The organism is Moraxella sp. Pampa, from assembly GCF_035181385.1.
In the GTDB taxonomy this organism is placed as follows: domain Bacteria; phylum Pseudomonadota; class Gammaproteobacteria; order Pseudomonadales; family Moraxellaceae; genus Moraxella.
Window position 1 is genome coordinate 54,180 of record NZ_JAXCJK010000001.1, and the last position, 16,425, is coordinate 70,604.

Sequence of the window (16,425 nt, forward strand, 5' to 3'; positions counted from 1 at the left end):
TCTTTATTGGGTTTTATGGTCAAAACCCAATCTGATAAGTTGACCATTTTATTGATCCAAAAGCCCAAGCCATAACGGTGTTGATGGCATATTGGGCAACAGCTCTTGAAAGCGTTTAGGATAATAAGCATTGATGAAATATAACCCATTGGCCGAAGCGGTTGGTGGGGCAAGCGTACGGTCTTTGGCGGCTATGAGCCGTGTGATTTCATCTGCCCCAAGCTCATCTTTGCCAATGGCAAACAGCACTCCCATGATGTTTCGCACCATATGGTGCAAAAACCCATCTGCTTGTATGTCTAACACCAAAAATGCACCGTGCTGAAACAGCTTGGCATGGCTTACCGTACGCACAGGTTGATTGGACTGGCATTGTGCCGCCCGAAAGCTGGTGAAGTCGTGCGTTCCTATAAGCAGCTTGCTTGCTTGTGCCATTTTATCCATATCAAGTGGTTCATAAACATGGGTTACTTGATGGCGTAAAATGGCAGGGCGATGGGGTTGGTTGAGTGTGATGTATCGATAGCGTCTGGCTATCGCCCCAAAGCGTGCATGAAAGTCAAACGGCATGGGGGTAATCCAGCGTAGAGCGATATCATCAGGCAGTAGGGTGTTGACCCCACGCATCCAGTTATATTCGGTGCGATGAGCAGTCGTGGTAAAATGAGCAACCATATTTCCTGCATGTACGCCTGCATCTGTACGCCCTGCTGCGATGACTTCAATGGGCTCATTGGCAATTTTAGATAGGGCGGATTCTAGGCGTGCTTGAATGCTATCTACAGTTTGTTGGCGTTGCCAACCACGATAATTTGTACCGATGAACTCAACCCCAATGGCATAAGTTTGCGTGTTTTGTGTCATTGTAGTGCCTGCCATAGTGTTTGCCCATAAATTCCTGCAACGCCAAGTTTGCTTGGTTCAATGCCATATTCATATTGCCAAGCACCTGCCATATAATTGTCATTTGTACCGCCAAATGCACACATGGTAGTGCAAATGACACGCACTTTTTTGGTTTGTAGTTTTTTTAAGATATCAATCAGCTTTTGCGAGGATGGTACATTGCCTGCACCAAAACCAATTAGAATAACCGCTTTGGTTTGCTGACTTAAATGATCAAATTGATATTCAAGGTTGGCGACATCATTGGGCAGGCAATAGATGGCCGTGATTTGTATGTCTTTGGCATGATCGATCATGGTGGGTAGCTCAGCAAGTTTAGCCACCAATGGTTTATTAAAAACCGTTTGGTCGGTTTTTAATAATGCAGTATTTGCCAATTTGCCAATAAATGCATCATGTTCTTGGCTGTTTAGTTTTTGGGTGTCAAATGCGTCCATAAGTTTGTGATGAAATTGTACAAAAACACCCTTATGTTGGGTTGTGGCAATGATACTTTTGTGCAGGTTTGACCAAGCATCAGAAATCTCATTGATGGTATGGGTGGGTTTGTTGCTGATGAGTAGTGGCTGCATACTGCCTGTAATGACAAGGCTGATATCAGTAAAATCAGCAAAGGCATTGGCTAAAAAAGCGGATAAAAAGCTTAGGCTATCGGTCCCTGTAATCAACACAAAACGACGCACGCCTTTTGCATATGCCATCAAAATTAAGCGATAAAATTCTACAAAATCACTGGGTGTGAGCGTGCTGCTGTCTTTAACAGATGTGGTTGGCAAGATGTCAATAGCAGTGTTTGGTATTTTTGCTAGGCATTCTTTTTTTAAAATTGGTAAAAAAATTTCGGCAGGCAAGGGTGATAGTGGTACACCATGACTGCCAAAAGTACCGCCAGCGTAGATGAGGTGGGTAGTTGTATTCATAAAATTGATTGTCAAATTTATTGAGTGTTGCATATCATAACATAAAGATGCACGCCAAAATAGCGTGCATCTTTAAATGTCCAATCCATCATCAAAGCCTAAAACTAAATGCGACCTTGAATGATTGCCAGCATACGACGAAGCGGTTCAGCGGCACCCCATAGCAACTGATCGCCCACAGTAAATGCGGTCAAATATTCGCCACCCATGTTCATTTTACGCAGTCGTCCTACTGCCACACCCAGTGTGCCAGTAACAGCCACAGGTGTCAGGCGTTGCATGGTGGCTGGTTTGTCATTTTCTACGACATCTAACCAAGGGTTATCACTTTCACGCAAGGCTTGTTCAATATCAGCAAGTGGAATGTCTTTTTTGAGTTTGATGGTCAGAGCTTGGCTGTGGCAACGCATTGCACCAACACGCACACAAATACCATCAATATTGATGGACTCATTGCCAGATTTTCCAAGAATTTTATTGGTCTCTGCTTGGCCTTTCCATTCTTCACGAGATTGACCGTTATCAAGTTGGCTATCAATGTATGGGATTAAACTGCCTGCCAATACCGCCCCAAAATTTTGTTTTGGAAAATCATCTGAACGCTGAGTGTCGGCGATGGTACGGTCAATTTCTAAGATGGCACTGGCTGGGTCAATAAGCATTTGTGCCACGCTATCATTCAGCACACCCATGCCTGTGATAAGTTCACGCATATTAGCAGCACCAGCACCACTGGCTGCCTGATAAGTCATTGCTGATACCCATTCTACCCAATCACGGCGAAAGAGTTCGCCAATAGCCATCAGCATCAAACTGACTGTACAGTTGCCACCAATAAAGTCTTTTTGACCGTTTGCTAGGGCATTATCAATCACATCACGATTTACTGGGTCTAAGATGATGACTGCATTATCATCCATACGAAGTGAGCTTGCTGCATCAATCCAGTAACCCTGCCAGCCACTTTGACGCAACATAGGGTGTATTGCTTTGGTGTAGTCGCCACCTTGGCAGGTGATGATGGCATCACATTTGGCAAGTTCGCTGATGTCATTTGCATCTTTTAGTGTGTCAGCTGCTATGACATTGCCAAAATCAGGTGCTTGTCCGCCTGCATTGCTGGTTGAAAAAAATACAGGAATGATGTGGTTAAAATCGCCTTCTTCAATCATGCGATTCATGAGTACCGAACCCACCATGCCACGCCAACCCACCAAGCCTACAACCAGTTTTTTTGCCATTATGTTCACCTTGTGTTGCAATATAAGTGATTTAAAAATGTTTAGATATACATATTTAAAATGAATGTGCCTAATCTTAATTAAGCATTGAAAAACAAGCTTATAACTATGCACTTTTATTGTTAAAAAATCAAGTGCTTTTTGTCATTTTATCAATAAAAGTGATGATAAGTATCCAATAGGTTGATGATTTTTATAGCAATGTGGCAATGACTTATTAAACCTTTTATTGTCTTAGGTTTTTTAAAAATTCATATTCTAAATCACAGATTGGTTTGTGGGTGTTGTTGCGTTATTTATTTTGTTTTTATGGTTAATAAATAAGCAAATACCCTTCCAACTTTGGCAAATTTGATGATATTTAAATCTAACCTCTCTAAAAGTTCATCTAAAGGATTGTCGCTTTCTATATAAATCAGTGTGTCATCATGGAATAAATGTCCGTTCATGATGAGCATTAAAATATCCTGCCATAGATTAAGACCATACGGTGGGTCAATAAAAATAATATCAAATGCTTGATCTAATTTTGTCAGGGCTTTTTGGGCGGTGTCATGAATGATGCAAATATCAGATTTGGTGAGTCTTAGAGCGTTGGCATTGCGTTTTAATTCGCTTGCTTGAGCTTGATTTGCCTCAATAAGTGTGGCAAAAGATGCACCACGAGATAGGCTTTCAAAGCTTAATACACCAGAGCCTGCACAGACATCAAGCACGCACGCATCTTGTAAATTGCCCATCAGCCAATTAAATATTGTCTCACGCAGGCGGTCAGGTGTAGGACGCAGTCCATCTGCATTGACAAAGCTGATATTTCGGCGTTTAAACTGACCGCCGATGATGCGTACTTGATTGGTGGATTTTTGGGTAGAGGATTTTTGTTTCATTGATGGTTGAGTTTTATTTTATTGATTTTGACTATTTTTGTTTTGTTCTACGCTCTTGTTTGTTACTTCTGCTTTTGCCTGTTCTTGGGTAGCTACATAAGCGTCAATTTTTGCTTGCATTTTGAGTTGTTTATCAGCACGAATGGCAGTCATTTCATTTTGACTTGGTGGTAAAATAGGGTTATTGATACGCTGAATCATCCAGTAGTCAAACAGTATGCGTCCAATAGGAGCGGCAACTTGACCGCCACCGCCACCATTTTCAACCAATACCGCCAAAGCGATTTCTGGGTTTTCAACAGGTGCAAAACCCATGAACCATGCATGATCCCAATGGCGTTCGCTCAGGCTGGCTTTGTTATAGGATTTGCCTTGTGCAATAGATTTAACTTGTGCCGTGCCTGTTTTGCCTGCACTGCGATATCGTGTGGTGTAGGCAGCCCTACCTGTACCAAGACGCAAAGTATCTTCCATGGCTTGGTGCATTTGTAGCCAATCAGACTCCGAGCCATTAAAATCAATTTGCCTTGTAGGTTTGTTAGGAATGGCGATGGTTTTTGCCCCTTCTGATTTTTTAAGAAAGTGTGGTATGGTCATCAATCCTTTGTTGGCGGTCGTGGCAGTGGCAGCAGCGACTTGTAGCGGAGTTGCTAAAAATGCACCTTGTCCAATTGATACCGAAATGGTTTCGCCAGGTAACCAATCTTTGTTGTAGGTTTGTTTTTTCCATTTGGGCGAGGGCATCAGTCCTGCTTTTTCATTAGGCAGGTCAATGCCTGTTTTTTTACCAAAACCAAAACGACCCATCCAATCGTGCAGGCGATCAATGCCTAATATGTATGCGTTTTTATAATAGTAGGTGTCTACTGACATGATGATTGACTTTGCCATGTCTACTGTGCCATGCCCTCCTTTCTTCCAGTCACGAAAGCGATGACTATCTCCTGGCAAGCTAAAATAACCTGGGTCATAAATGGTATCTTCCCAATCCATGATACCATAATGCAAAATCCCCATTGCCTCAAATGGCTTGATGGTAGATGCTGGTGGGTAAAGACCTTGTAAGGCTCGGTTGTACAATGGTTGATCGATATCATCTCTGAGCGTGCCATATAATTTAGATGAGATGCCAGAGATGAATGGGTTGGGGTCAAAACTTGGGTTGGATACAAATGCCAACACCTCACCATTTTTGGGGTCTAGGGCCACGATGGCACCACGCCGACCATCTAGTTGATCGGCGGCAATTTTTTGCAGTCCATAATCAAGGCTAAGGTAAATATCATTGCCCGCTATAGGTGCTTTACTATCAAGGCGACGCAAAACATCTCCATGTGCATTTGTCTCAACCGATTGGTAGCCTGGCTCACCAAGCAAAATATCCTCGTACTGTTTTTCAATGCCAGTTTTGCCAATCAAATCCGTCCCAGCGTACAGCTGTTGGGTGATGGGATTGTTTTTGATGGTTTTGGATTCTTTGTCATTGATGCGTCCGACATAACCGATGACATGGGCAAATAAGTCATCATAAGGATAAGAACGAGTCAATTTGGTCTGTACACTGACGCCACGAAAAAACGGCTTTCTTTCGCTAAATTGGGCAATTTGTTCTTCGGTAGGGTTTATCTTAACAGTAATGGGATTGTTTTTTGATTGATCAATGCGTGATAAAATATCGGTGATGTCTTCGTTGGTTAAAGCAAAAATTGGCTGTAACAACTGCAAGGTATATGCTGCGTTTTCAACTTCATCGGGTGAAATGACGACAGTAAAAACTGGCTCATTGTCTGCCAGCAAAATGCCATTGCGGTCATAAATGTGTCCACGAGATGGCGGGCTTGAAATGAGCTTGATGCGGTTATTGTCAGAAGCGGTAACAAATTTATCATGTTGATGAATCTGCAAATAACCATAGCGTGCCAATAAAACTGCTGTTCCCATAAGTATGGTTATGGCCAAGACCCCAACACGACGACTAAAAAGTTGCTTGTTTTGACTGGTGGTGCTGTGAATGGATTCTCTCATGGTATGCGGTGTATTGTTACGGCTGGCTGTCTGAGTATTAAAAAATCAAAATTAAAATTGCTTTATTTAAAAGTTTGAAAGTCAAGTTGTAAAAAAATAACAATAAGCTAAGCTTGGCATTTTATCACGAATTGGCCATCATTTTAAAAATATCTACAATAAAATGCCTGTACTCAACATGGGTTTATAAAAGCCATCAATGGTAGGTTACTTAAATGGCCTTTAAGGGTGGAATATAGGTTGGTCTAGAGGGTTTGTCATAAAAAAGTAACCCCCCCCCCTTATTCAAAAATAACCTCAAAAAATTTGTATGGCTATTGATTTAAGCTGATATCAAAGCTTGCAAATAGATCATACTCGCTGGCTTCATCAATGGTAACGGTCAAAAACTCACCCACCTTGATGCTTTGATTAATATTATCCACATAGACATGACCATCAATCTCTGGGGCATCGCCATAACTGCGACAAATGGCAATATTTTCTTCTGTGTCAATTTCATCAACCAGTACTGTCATCGTACGACCGACTTTTTCTTGCAATTTTTCTTCACTGATGGCTTGAGCAACCGCCATAAATCTTTCATAACGCTCTTGCTTGATGGTTTCTGGTATGGGATTGGGTAAGTTGTTTGCCATCGCACCTTCAATCTGTGAATAAGTAAAACAGCCAACACGGTCAAGGCGTGCTTTTTTTAGCCAATCAAGTAGGTACGCAAAGTCTTCTTCGGTTTCACCTGGAAAGCCCACCACAAAAGTAGAGCGAATGACAATTTCTGGGCAAATTTCACGCCATTTGGCAAGTCTTTCTAGTACATTTTCACTATGAGCTGGGCGTTTCATTGCTTTTAATACGCTGGGGCTTGCGTGTTGAAAGGGAATGTCAAGATATGGCAAAAGACCGCCTTTACCACCACTGGCTTTCATGCTGTCTGCCATGATTTGTACGACATTATCTACATGTGGATAGGGGTAGACATAGTGCAAGCGTACCCAAATGCCAAGTTTGGCAAGTGCTTGGCACATATCAAAAAATTTAGTTTTAATTGGTTCGCCTTGCCAAAACGCCATTTTGTATTTCAAGTCCACTCCATAAGCAGAAGTGTCTTGGCTGATGATAAGCAGTTCCTTGACGCCTGCCTTTTTGAGCGCTACTGCTTCATTCATCACGCCATCAATGGTGCGAGAAACCAAATCACCACGCAAAGATGGAATGATGCAAAAAGTACAGCGATGATTACAACCTTCTGAAATTTTGACATAAGCGTAATGAGCGGGTGTGAGCTTAACGCCTGCATCATTGATTAGGTCAATTTTTGGATCATAAGTTTTTGATTTGGTGGGTTTTGGTAGATGATGATTGACGGCTTGCACCACCTCATGATAGGCATGAGCACCAGTAACTGCAAGTACGGCAGGGTGCATGGTGCGAATGCGTTCAGCATCTTTGCCCAGACAACCTGTTACGATGACTTTGCCATTTTTGGTAATCGCTTCACCAATAGCATCAAGGCTTTCTTGCACCGCCGATTCAATAAATCCGCAAGTGTTTACCACCACTAAATCTGCACCATTATAATCTTTGGCAACCTGATAGCCTTCTTTGGTCAGTTCAGTGATGATACGCTCACTGTCTACAAGTGCCTTTGGGCAACCAAGTGAAACAAAACCAACTTTTGGTGCATTGATGCTGTTGTCATCTGATTTGGTGGTTTGGCTTAGGTCTGCTGACTCTGTCAGTGTGCGGTTTTGATTGTGGTTGGCTTGATGATGATAACCAACCTCGGTGGGGTTTGGTTTTTTTGGGTTAAAATTCTGAACTGTCATGTTGGCTGTCTTTTATATATAGATGGCTGAATAAAGGGCTAAAAAAAGATAAGGTGTGCAAGGTGGTATTATAGCACAAGTTGACTGATGACTCACAAGACCGTCTTAACGATGGCGTACTAAGCAATAAAAAGTCCCAAATCGTTAAGATTTAGGACTTTTTGTATAATGGCGCAGCGGACGGGACTCGAACCCGCGACCCCCGGCGTGACAGGCCGGTATTCTAACCAACTGAACTACCGCTGCGAACATGGTGGGCGGTAACGGATTCGAACCGCTGACCCTCTGCTTGTAAGGCAGACGCTCTACCAACTGAGCTAACCGCCCATGTTCTTTTAACTCATCAAATGCAGTAACTTAAATATTTATTTGACTAATATTAATTTTACTGTGTTTGTTTGTTGTGGTGCGTATTATATAGATTTTTAAGATGGTGTCAAATACTTTTTTATCTAACTGTTTAAAATATTTTATAGGTTGTTGATTTTGTTATTAAATTTATTTAATAACCACCCAAGTATTACTTAGGTGGTTTTTTGCTCTTATTACAAGCTACCATGGTCAAACAAAACTAAGACAGGATACCCAATGCTTTTTTGATGTCTTTTTCTAAGTCGCTGGGTTTGGTTGTGGGGGCATAGCGACCAACCACTTTTCCATCACGACTGATTAAAAATTTGGTAAAGTTCCATTTGATTGCATCGCCCAAGATACCGCCTTGTTGGGATTTTAAGAAATTGAAAACTGGGTGAGCGTTGTTGCCATTGACATCAATTTTTTGCATCATCAAAAAATCTACGCCATAATTTTTCTGGCAAAATTCACCAATTTCGCTGTTATCATAGGGTTCTTGTCCGCCAAATTGATTGCAAGGAAAGCCAATGATAACCAAGCCTTGTTGGTGGTATTTGGCATGCAATTCTTGTAGTCCTGCAAGTTGTGAGGTGAATCCGCATTTGCTGGCGGTATTTACGATCAGCAAGGCTTTATCTTGAAAGTCCTTAAAATCAATGTTGTTTCCAGTGATGTCATTGGCACTAAAATCGTAAATGGTGGTCATGGTGTTCTCCTAGGGGTTGTGGTTGCTTGTTTAAAAATTATTTTAAATTTAAACATTAAATAATCAGCGTGCCTTAAAATCAATGGCAACCGAATTAATGCAGTATCGTAAGCCTGTCGTTTCTTGTGGACCATCTGAAAAAACATGGCCTAAGTGTCCGCCACAATTTGTACAAGTAACTTCAATGCGTCTCATGCCGTGCGACAGGTCAAGTGTTTCGGTTAAGGCGGTATCAGTCTTGGTTCGATCAAAACTTGGCCAGCCACAACCTGAGTGAAATTTATGCGTACTATCAAATAATATTGCATGACAGCCACGACAATGATATACGCCATCATCTTTACTGTCGGTGTATATACCTGTAAAAGGGCGTTCTGTACCTTTTTGGCGTAGTACATGATACTCATCGGGGCTTAGGCGTTCTTGCCAGTCGGCTTCGGTCATTTGACGAATCTGCTCTGGGCTTAAGACTTGGTCGGATAATGACATAAATTCTCCTTATTTTTGGTTTAAAAGTTATTAAAGTTTTTGTGCTTAAGTTTGGTATAAATGGTTGTTGTGTTTAATAAATACAAGAAAAAACAAGAAAAATATGAAGATTTATTATATTTGCAAGATTTACTTGCATTTTTAATATCAAGTGAATGATTTTTACATTTTTGCCATGAATTTTCTTGCAAATTAAGAAAAAATTACTTAGAATGATTGCAGATTTTAACCATTTTTAGCAAATTTTTTGTTAAACTTTTTACAAAGTTGCAAGTTGAATCATGACGAACTTAGAAGACAGGCAAAAATTGCAAGGCAAGCGTCTAAAACAGCTTCGCAAACAACTGGGTATCTCTGCCAATAGGCTTGCTCATCAGTTAAACGAGCAGGGAGCGAGTGTTAGCCGTGGAGCAATAGCCAATTGGGAATGCGGTAAAAATGGTATTGCCAGCAATAAGTTACCTATTTTGGCAGCTGTGCTCAATACCACAGAAAGCTATCTTTTGACAGGTCAGGGCGAGCCAAACGCAACCAATACGGTAAATACGACAAAAAATGTGCAAGTCACTAAAAAGTCATTACCTTTTAATCATCATACAGACATACAGGCGAACAGCATGAGCCAAGCCAATCAAATGAATAGACCTTTAAAAAAATCCAATAAACTTGCCAATGTCTGTTATGACATTCGTGGCGAGTTGTTGCAGACAGCCAATCGTATGGAAGCAGAAGGACAAAGGATCATTAAATTAAACATTGGCAATCCTGAGCCATTTGGTCTTTTGCCACCTGATGAAATTGTGCAAGATGTGGCAATCAATTTGCAAAATGCTTCTGGCTATTCAGATTCTAAGGGGATTTTTGCCGCTCGCAAGGCGATTTTACAGTATTACCAAGCTAAGGGTTTATTGTCTGCCACTGATGTTAATGATGTTTTTATCGGTAACGGTGTGAGCGAACTGATCGTGATGGTCATGCAGGCACTTTTAGATGATGGTGATGAAGTGTTGATTCCTATGCCTGATTATCCGCTGTGGACGGCGGCAGCAAATTTGGCAGGTGGCAAAGCGGTGCATTATCGCTGTGTTGAAGAGGATAACTGGCAACCAGATCTTAGGGATATTGAAAGTAAAATTACGCCAAATACCAAAGGTATTGTGGTGATTAACCCAAATAACCCCACAGGTGCCTTGTACTGTGATGAGACATTAAAAGGGATTGCTAATTTGGCACAAAAATATGGGCTGGTCATCATGGCAGATGAGATTTATGACCGTATTTTATATGATGATGCGGTGCACACACCCATGTGCACGATTACTGATGAGTCTTTGGTATTGACCTTTAATGGCTTGTCTAAGTCGCACCGCATTGCAGGGTATCGCTCAGGTTGGGTAATGCTGTCTGGCAAAAAAGACCATGCCAATGATTTTATTGAGGGTTTGACCATGTTGGCGAGCATGCGTCTGTGTGCTAATGTGCCAGCTCAATATGCCATTCAGACTGCGATGGGTGGTTATCAGTCCATGCAGGCTTTGACCGCACCGACAGGGCGACTGTGCAAACAGCGAGATTTGGCAGTTGCTAGGCTAAATGCCATCAAAGGCGTGAGTTGTACTGTGCCACAAGGAGCGTTTTATTGTTTTGCTAAAATTGATCTTGATGTTTATCCAATCAGCAATGACATGCAGTTTATGATGGACTTGCTTGTTCAAGAAAAAGTATTGATGGTGCAAGGGAGTGGCTTTAATTGGGATAGGCCAGACCACTTTCGTGTGGTATTTTTGCCCAATCTGATTGATTTGGAAGATGCGATGGATCGTTTAGATAGATTTTTTGCAGCCAAACGCCGTGAATTTGGTACAGAATAATACAGAATAAAATGATGTGCAATCAACGATATGGCAGTGTTTAAAAAAAAGCTCACTTAAATGGTGGGCTTTTTTGTTGGGTGTGTGTATGGACTTAATGGTTGTCTCATTGCTTCTTAAATATACCCAAACTTGCTATTGATATGCTGTTTTTGAATTTTAAATTTTGGCATGAAATGCTTAATATGGTTGACCTAAAAGTTAGTGTTAATGCCAAGGCTAGGACCAAATTCAGCACCAAAGGAAAAAAATATGTATCAATATTCTTATACTGACCAAAAAATTGTTGATGAGCGAGTGGCACAATTTCGTGATCAGACTCAGCGTTTTTTGGCAGGTGAATTGTCAGAAGAGCAGTTTTTGCCACTGCGTCTGCAAAATGGACTTTATATCCAGCGTCATGCACCAATGCTTCGCATTGCCATTCCTTATGGATTGATGGCAAGCCATCAACTTCGGGTGCTGGCTGAGATTGCTCGTGATTTTGATAAAGGTTATGCACATTTTACTACTCGCACCAATTTACAGCTCAACTGGTTAAAAATTGAAGAGGTGCCTGATATTTTAGCAAAATTGGCAACTCATCAAATGCACGCCATTCAAACATCAGGTAATTGTATCCGCAATACCACAACAGACCCCTATGCAGGCATTCATGGTGAGGAGGTGGCCGATCCACGCCCATATTGTGAGATTATTCGTCAGTGGAGTACTTTTCACCCTGAATTTGCTTATCTGCCAAGAAAATTTAAGATAGCGGTGATTGGTACAAAGGTGGACCGTGCTGCCACTCAGGTGCATGATATCGGCTTGCATTTGGTCAAAAAAGATGGGCAAATTGGTTTTGAGGTCATTGTGGGTGGTGGGCTTGGGCGTACACCCATCATTGGTAAAGTGATTAATGAATTTTTACCAAGAGAGCATCTGCTAAGCTATCTTGATGCGATTTTAAGGGTGTATAACCTAGAAGGACGCCGTGATAATAAATATAAAGCACGCATTAAAATTTTGGTAGAAAGTCTGGGCAAAGAGGTGTTTGCCCAAAAAGTTGCTGATGAGTGGAAGTGCCTAAAAGATGGTGATTTGACCTTAACGCAGACACATTTTGCTAAGGCGGAAAGCTACTTTACCTTGCCTAATTATGAGCAGATTGACGCATTAGCCGCTCAAAATAACCTACAAGAATACTTACAGAACAAAGATTTTGACAACTGGTATCAGCACAATACCGTTGCCCATAAAGTGGCGGGCTATCGTGCGGTGGTGATTTCATTAAAAGCAGGTATGGTTAATGGTAAATATGTACCATCTGGTGATATCACTGACGCACAGATGTTTGCTCTGGCGGATTTAGCAGACGAATATAGCATGGGTGAGATTCGTGCCACCCATCATCAAAATTTGGTACTTGGTGATGTAAAAATTAGCGACTTATACACCCTTTGGCAAAAGTTGGTGGCGTTAAATTTGGCTCGTGCAAATATTGGCACATTAACCGACATGACGGTATGTCCTGGCTTTGATTATTGTGCACTTGCCAACGCCACAACACACAACATTGCTGCCAGCATTGAAGCTAAATTTAATGATTTGGATTATCTGTACGATTTAGGTGATATTCGTCTGAATATGTCAGGTTGCATGAATGCTTGTGCACATCACCATGTGGGCGATATTGGCATTTTGGGTGTGGATAAAAAAGGTGAGCATTGGTATCAAATCAGCTTAGGTGGTAGCTCTGGTGAAAACACCAAACTTGGACAAATTCTAGGGCGTGCGGTAGCGGCTGACCAAGTGGCCAATGCAATCAATACCATTGTAAAAGTCTATCAAAATGAGCGTATCATTATTGATGGGCATATAGAGAGCTTTGCACAGGTGGTGGAGCGTGTGGGTATTGTGCCATTTAAGATGGCGGTTTATACATAATTTTGGACATTAAAAATTTGGATATTAAAAAAAAGGAGTGGTTATGGTAACGCAGGTCATCAATATAGATGGTATGGCAAATATTTATGAAAGTGCAGAGGATTTCTTTTTAATCACCAGTTTAAAAGATAAGCCATCAGAGTATTTGGGCTTTGATATGAATGCCTTAAAAGCACATGATCAGGGTAAAGGTACTTCACTTAGTACACCAAGCGATTATCATGATGCCAGCGGACTGCTCTTGACAGCCAATGACACCATAGAGACGGTAAAAGCAGTACTTAATCAAACATCGATAAAGCTGTTTGTGGTCTATGTGCTGGATTTTAAAGATGGTCGAGTATTTAGCTTGGTGCGTCAGCTTCGTCAGCTGGACACACAGGCACGAATCATCGTTGCAGGTGAGTTTGGGCTTGACCAAGCATCTTATTTTTATAAATCTGGTGCTGATGGTTTTGTGGTATCGCCCGAACGCATTACCCTACTTAAAAGCACCTTGAATGACCTAAAAACAGCACACGCAGGCACTTCAGCCAACGCCTTGCCGATGTTTTGCTAAACCAATGTTTTGTAAATATTTACTTTCCTTTGTGTATGTGCCGATGATTATTGGCGTATTGATTTTGACTGCCAATCATTTTAATTGACTGTTTCAAGTTTAATTGTCAGGCTTGGCCTTATTTTGTGATGAATGATGATGAATACCTTGCCGTTATTTTTTAATTTAAAGCATCGAAGTGTTTTGATTGTCGGTGGTGGTGATGTTGCCAAACGAAAAGCAGATTTACTGCATAAGGCTGGTGCAAGCCTTATTGTGCTAGCAAATAACTTTGATGATGAATTTTTGGCATTTTTGCATGATCATCAGCACATGGTTTTGCACAAGCCTTATCACAGTTTGGATTTGACGAGCATTGCAAATGAGCATCAGCTTGCTTTGATGATTTGTGCCACAGATGATGATGCTCTAAATGTCCAAGTTCACGCTGACGCCAAGCGTCTAGGAATTGCCATTAATGTGGTGGATTGCCCATCATTGTGTGATTTTATCTTTCCTGCAATTGTTGATAGAAGCCCAATTGTTATTGGTGTTTCAAGTAATGGTAGGGCGCCTGTGTTGGCAAGGCTGATTCGTGCTAAGATTGAAAGCCAACTGCCATCTGGTATTGGTAAAATTGCTAAATTGGCGGGAGATTTTCGCCAAATCGTCAAGAAAAAGTTACCAACCATTACTGAGCGTCGCTATTTTTGGGAAAAAATTTTTAATGACGCATTGGCCGATAGAGCGGTGGGTGCTTTGTCGGATGAGCTTGATGATTTTGTGGCGAACAATAAAAAAACAGGCGAGGTATATATTGTCGGTGCTGGTGCTGGCAACTTGGATCTATTGACTTTTAAAGCGTTAAGGCTCATGCAACAAGCAGATGTCGTGCTGTACGATGCCTTAGTATCACCTGATATTTTGGATTTATGCCGTCGTGATGGTGATAAGATTTTTGTGGGGAAAAAACGAGTCAATCATACCAAGACCCAAGATGAGATTAATGCACTCATTGTTAAATATGCCAAGCAAGGCAGGCGAGTGCTACGCTTAAAAGGTGGTGATCCTTTTGTGTTTGGGCGTGGTGGCGAGGAGATGCTTGCTTGCCAAGAAGCTGGTGTGCCTTATCAGGTGGTCAGCGGCATCACATCAGCGTTGGCGGCAAGTAGCTATGCGGGCATTCCTTTGACGCATCGTGGGCTGGCGACCAGTGTGCGGTTTTTGACAGGCTGTTATAAAAGTGGCGATGTGTTTGATGGGTTAAAAAGTGTCTATCAACCTGACGAGACATTGGTTTTTTATATGGGTTTGCATACTTTGGCAAAAATTGTAGACGGTCTGGTTTTGTCTGGCCTGTCAGGCGATACGCCGATTGCCATCATTTCAAATGCCAGTTTGCCTACGCAACAGGTATTGATAGGTACGCTAAATGATATCGTCCAAAAAAATGAACAAGAACAACCATCTGCACCTGCAATTATTATTGTTGGGCAGGTTGTCTCGCTATACCAAGCAGATTGATTTTCTTTCGTCTTTACAAATGCAAAAAGATGAATTTTAAATGAAAATAAGATACAATGACGCACTTGCTGGGCTTATTTTTTGAATATCGTCATTGATTTAAAGAGTACTGGGTGCGACCATGACAAAACAAACCATAAATAATGTGGTAACAAATGTTGCCAAAGAAGTAGAGCAAACAACAGAATCCACCAAGGATGTGGTCAAAGATGTGACAAAAGCAACCTCTCAGGGTTTGGAAAATGGTACCAATGATGTACTACAATTTTTGGGTGTGCCAGTTGATATTGATGGGTTGATGCAGTATGGCTTAGAGCTTGGGGTTAATCTACTACTTGCTTTGTTCATCTTTTTTGCAGGGAAATGGGTTGGCAAGCGTCTTTTGTCGGTGGTTAATCGTGTTTTAGAAAGTACGCAACTTGATCAAACGGTGGTTAATTTTTTAAACAACCTTTTGTATGGCGTGATGATTGTTGCTGTTTTATTGGCGGCACTGAATAAACTGGGGATAAATACCAACTCATTCGTAGCGGTTCTGGGTGCGGCAGCAGTGGCGGTCGGTATGTCGCTAAAAGATCAGTTGTCTAATTTGGCAGCGGGTGTGATGATTGTGGTATTTCGTCCATTTAGTCGGGGTGATTATGTTGAGGTGGGTGGTAAAACTGGTACGGTGATTGAGATTACATTGGTCAATACACGCATCAGAACACCCAGCAATCACGAGGTCATCATTCCTAATGGTGATATCATGACGACATCTAGTACCAATTATTCATCATTGCCTACACGCCGAGTTGAGGTATTGGTTGGTATTGGTTATCAAAGCGACATACAAACAGCACGCAACATTATGTTGTCGGTTGCCAAAGAGCATGAGCTCATTTTGTCAGAGCGTGAGCCTTTGGTTAGAGTAACTGCTTTATCAGAAAGCTCGGTGGATTTGACGCTGTATGTATGGACGCAAAATGATGACTGGTTTGGGGTACAGTGTGATTTATTGGAACAAATAAAATACGCTTTTGATGAGGCTGGGGTGGATATCCCATTTCCAAATCGTACACTGCATTTAGAAAGTCTTGATAATTTGACAAAGTTACTACAAGAGCAAAGTATTGATAAAATGTCAGATTTAACAAAGCAGCATAATAAAGAGTGATGATAGCAGAGTGATGGTTATAATGAACAGTGGTGATCATGATGAGTAAACAA

General features: G+C 41.5%; 13 protein-coding genes and 2 tRNA genes. 5 read left to right on the plus strand and 10 right to left on the minus strand.

Annotated features, from left to right (window positions below; translation table 11 throughout):
• Positions 1-48: 48 nt before the first annotated feature.
• The 10 genes from truA to msrB form a co-directional block, all read right to left on the minus strand.
• Complete coding sequence (truA, locus tag R0123_RS00265; RefSeq protein WP_416381675.1) at positions 49-879, minus strand: tRNA pseudouridine(38-40) synthase TruA; 831 nt, start codon at positions 877-879, stop codon at positions 49-51.
• The gene (locus R0123_RS00270) at positions 861-1,826 is read right to left on the minus strand and encodes an asparaginase domain-containing protein (RefSeq protein ID WP_323842688.1); all 966 of its coding nucleotides are present in this window, start codon (positions 1,824-1,826) and stop codon (positions 861-863) included. Before R0123_RS00270 ends, truA begins: the two co-directional genes overlap by 19 nt.
• A gap of 104 nt (positions 1,827-1,930) precedes the next feature.
• Positions 1,931-3,067 carry an aspartate-semialdehyde dehydrogenase gene (gene asd, locus R0123_RS00275; protein ID WP_323842689.1) on the minus strand — a complete coding sequence of 379 codons (1,137 nt, stop codon included), beginning with the start codon at positions 3,065-3,067 and terminating at the stop codon, positions 1,931-1,933.
• A gap of 296 nt (positions 3,068-3,363) precedes the next feature.
• The gene (rsmD, locus tag R0123_RS00280; RefSeq protein ID WP_323842690.1) at positions 3,364-3,954 is read right to left on the minus strand and encodes a 16S rRNA (guanine(966)-N(2))-methyltransferase RsmD; all 591 of its coding nucleotides are present in this window, start codon (positions 3,952-3,954) and stop codon (positions 3,364-3,366) included.
• An 18-nt stretch (positions 3,955-3,972) separates the two neighbouring features.
• Positions 3,973-5,979, minus strand: a complete 2,007-nt coding sequence (mrdA, locus tag R0123_RS00285; protein ID WP_323842691.1) for a penicillin-binding protein 2 — start codon at positions 5,977-5,979, stop codon at positions 3,973-3,975.
• Between the two features lie 314 nt (positions 5,980-6,293).
• Positions 6,294-7,805 (minus strand): 30S ribosomal protein S12 methylthiotransferase RimO, encoded by a 1,512-nt coding sequence (rimO, locus tag R0123_RS00290; protein ID WP_323842692.1) that lies wholly within the window; start codon positions 7,803-7,805, stop codon positions 6,294-6,296.
• Positions 7,806-7,974: 169 nt separating this feature from the next.
• Positions 7,975-8,051, minus strand: a tRNA-Asp gene (locus R0123_RS00295).
• Between the two features lie 5 nt (positions 8,052-8,056).
• Positions 8,057-8,132, minus strand: a tRNA-Val gene (locus R0123_RS00300).
• A 244-nt stretch (positions 8,133-8,376) separates the two neighbouring features.
• Positions 8,377-8,865 carry a glutathione peroxidase gene (locus R0123_RS00305; protein WP_323841278.1) on the minus strand — a complete coding sequence of 163 codons (489 nt, stop codon included), beginning with the start codon at positions 8,863-8,865 and terminating at the stop codon, positions 8,377-8,379.
• Positions 8,866-8,928: 63 nt separating this feature from the next.
• Complete coding sequence (gene msrB, locus R0123_RS00310) at positions 8,929-9,354, minus strand: peptide-methionine (R)-S-oxide reductase MsrB (RefSeq protein ID WP_323842693.1); 426 nt, start codon at positions 9,352-9,354, stop codon at positions 8,929-8,931.
• Positions 9,355-9,635: 281 nt separating this feature from the next.
• On the opposite strand from msrB, the gene R0123_RS00315 reads away from it, so the two are divergent.
• The 5 genes from R0123_RS00315 (at position 9,636) to R0123_RS00335 (ending at position 16,372) form a co-directional block, all read left to right on the plus strand.
• Entirely contained in the window at positions 9,636-11,225 is a 1,590-nt protein-coding gene (locus tag R0123_RS00315) for an aminotransferase class I/II-fold pyridoxal phosphate-dependent enzyme (RefSeq protein WP_323842694.1), read from the plus strand.
• Positions 11,226-11,477: 252 nt separating this feature from the next.
• Positions 11,478-13,154 carry a nitrite/sulfite reductase gene (locus R0123_RS00320; protein ID WP_323841281.1) on the plus strand — a complete coding sequence of 559 codons (1,677 nt, stop codon included), beginning with the start codon at positions 11,478-11,480 and terminating at the stop codon, positions 13,152-13,154.
• 43 nt (positions 13,155-13,197) lie between these two features.
• Positions 13,198-13,713, plus strand: a complete 516-nt coding sequence (locus tag R0123_RS00325) for a DUF934 domain-containing protein (RefSeq protein ID WP_323842695.1) — start codon at positions 13,198-13,200, stop codon at positions 13,711-13,713.
• 138 nt (positions 13,714-13,851) lie between these two features.
• The gene (gene cysG / locus R0123_RS00330; protein ID WP_323843220.1) at positions 13,852-15,216 is read left to right on the plus strand and encodes a siroheme synthase CysG; all 1,365 of its coding nucleotides are present in this window, start codon (positions 13,852-13,854) and stop codon (positions 15,214-15,216) included.
• 121 nt (positions 15,217-15,337) lie between these two features.
• On the plus strand, positions 15,338-16,372 hold the full coding sequence (locus tag R0123_RS00335; RefSeq protein WP_323841285.1) for a mechanosensitive ion channel family protein: 1,035 nt from the start codon (positions 15,338-15,340) through the stop codon (positions 16,370-16,372).
• Positions 16,373-16,425 lie beyond the last annotated feature (53 nt).

Bases quoted from the DNA above. Each gene is read 5' to 3' on its own strand.
- R0123_RS00315 (WP_323842694.1), top strand. From the start codon at position 9,636: ATGACGAACTTAGAAGACAGGCAAAAATTGCAAGGCAAGCGTCTAAAA.
- cysG (WP_323843220.1), top strand. From the start codon at position 13,852: ATGAATACCTTGCCGTTATTTTTTAATTTAAAGCATCGAAGTGTTTTG.
- rsmD (WP_323842690.1), bottom strand. From the start codon at position 3,954: ATGAAACAAAAATCCTCTACCCAAAAATCCACCAATCAAGTACGCATC.
- R0123_RS00305 (WP_323841278.1), bottom strand. From the start codon at position 8,865: ATGACCACCATTTACGATTTTAGTGCCAATGACATCACTGGAAACAAC.
- asd (WP_323842689.1), bottom strand. From the start codon at position 3,067: ATGGCAAAAAAACTGGTTGTAGGCTTGGTGGGTTGGCGTGGCATGGTG.
- R0123_RS00320 (WP_323841281.1), top strand. From the start codon at position 11,478: ATGTATCAATATTCTTATACTGACCAAAAAATTGTTGATGAGCGAGTG.
- R0123_RS00325 (WP_323842695.1), top strand. From the start codon at position 13,198: ATGGTAACGCAGGTCATCAATATAGATGGTATGGCAAATATTTATGAA.
- R0123_RS00335 (WP_323841285.1), top strand. From the start codon at position 15,338: ATGACAAAACAAACCATAAATAATGTGGTAACAAATGTTGCCAAAGAA.
- R0123_RS00270 (WP_323842688.1), bottom strand. From the start codon at position 1,826: ATGAATACAACTACCCACCTCATCTACGCTGGCGGTACTTTTGGCAGT.
- truA (WP_416381675.1), bottom strand. From the start codon at position 879: ATGGCAGGCACTACAATGACACAAAACACGCAAACTTATGCCATTGGG.
- rimO (WP_323842692.1), bottom strand. From the start codon at position 7,805: ATGACAGTTCAGAATTTTAACCCAAAAAAACCAAACCCCACCGAGGTT.
- msrB (WP_323842693.1), bottom strand. From the start codon at position 9,354: ATGTCATTATCCGACCAAGTCTTAAGCCCAGAGCAGATTCGTCAAATG.
- mrdA (WP_323842691.1), bottom strand. From the start codon at position 5,979: ATGAGAGAATCCATTCACAGCACCACCAGTCAAAACAAGCAACTTTTT.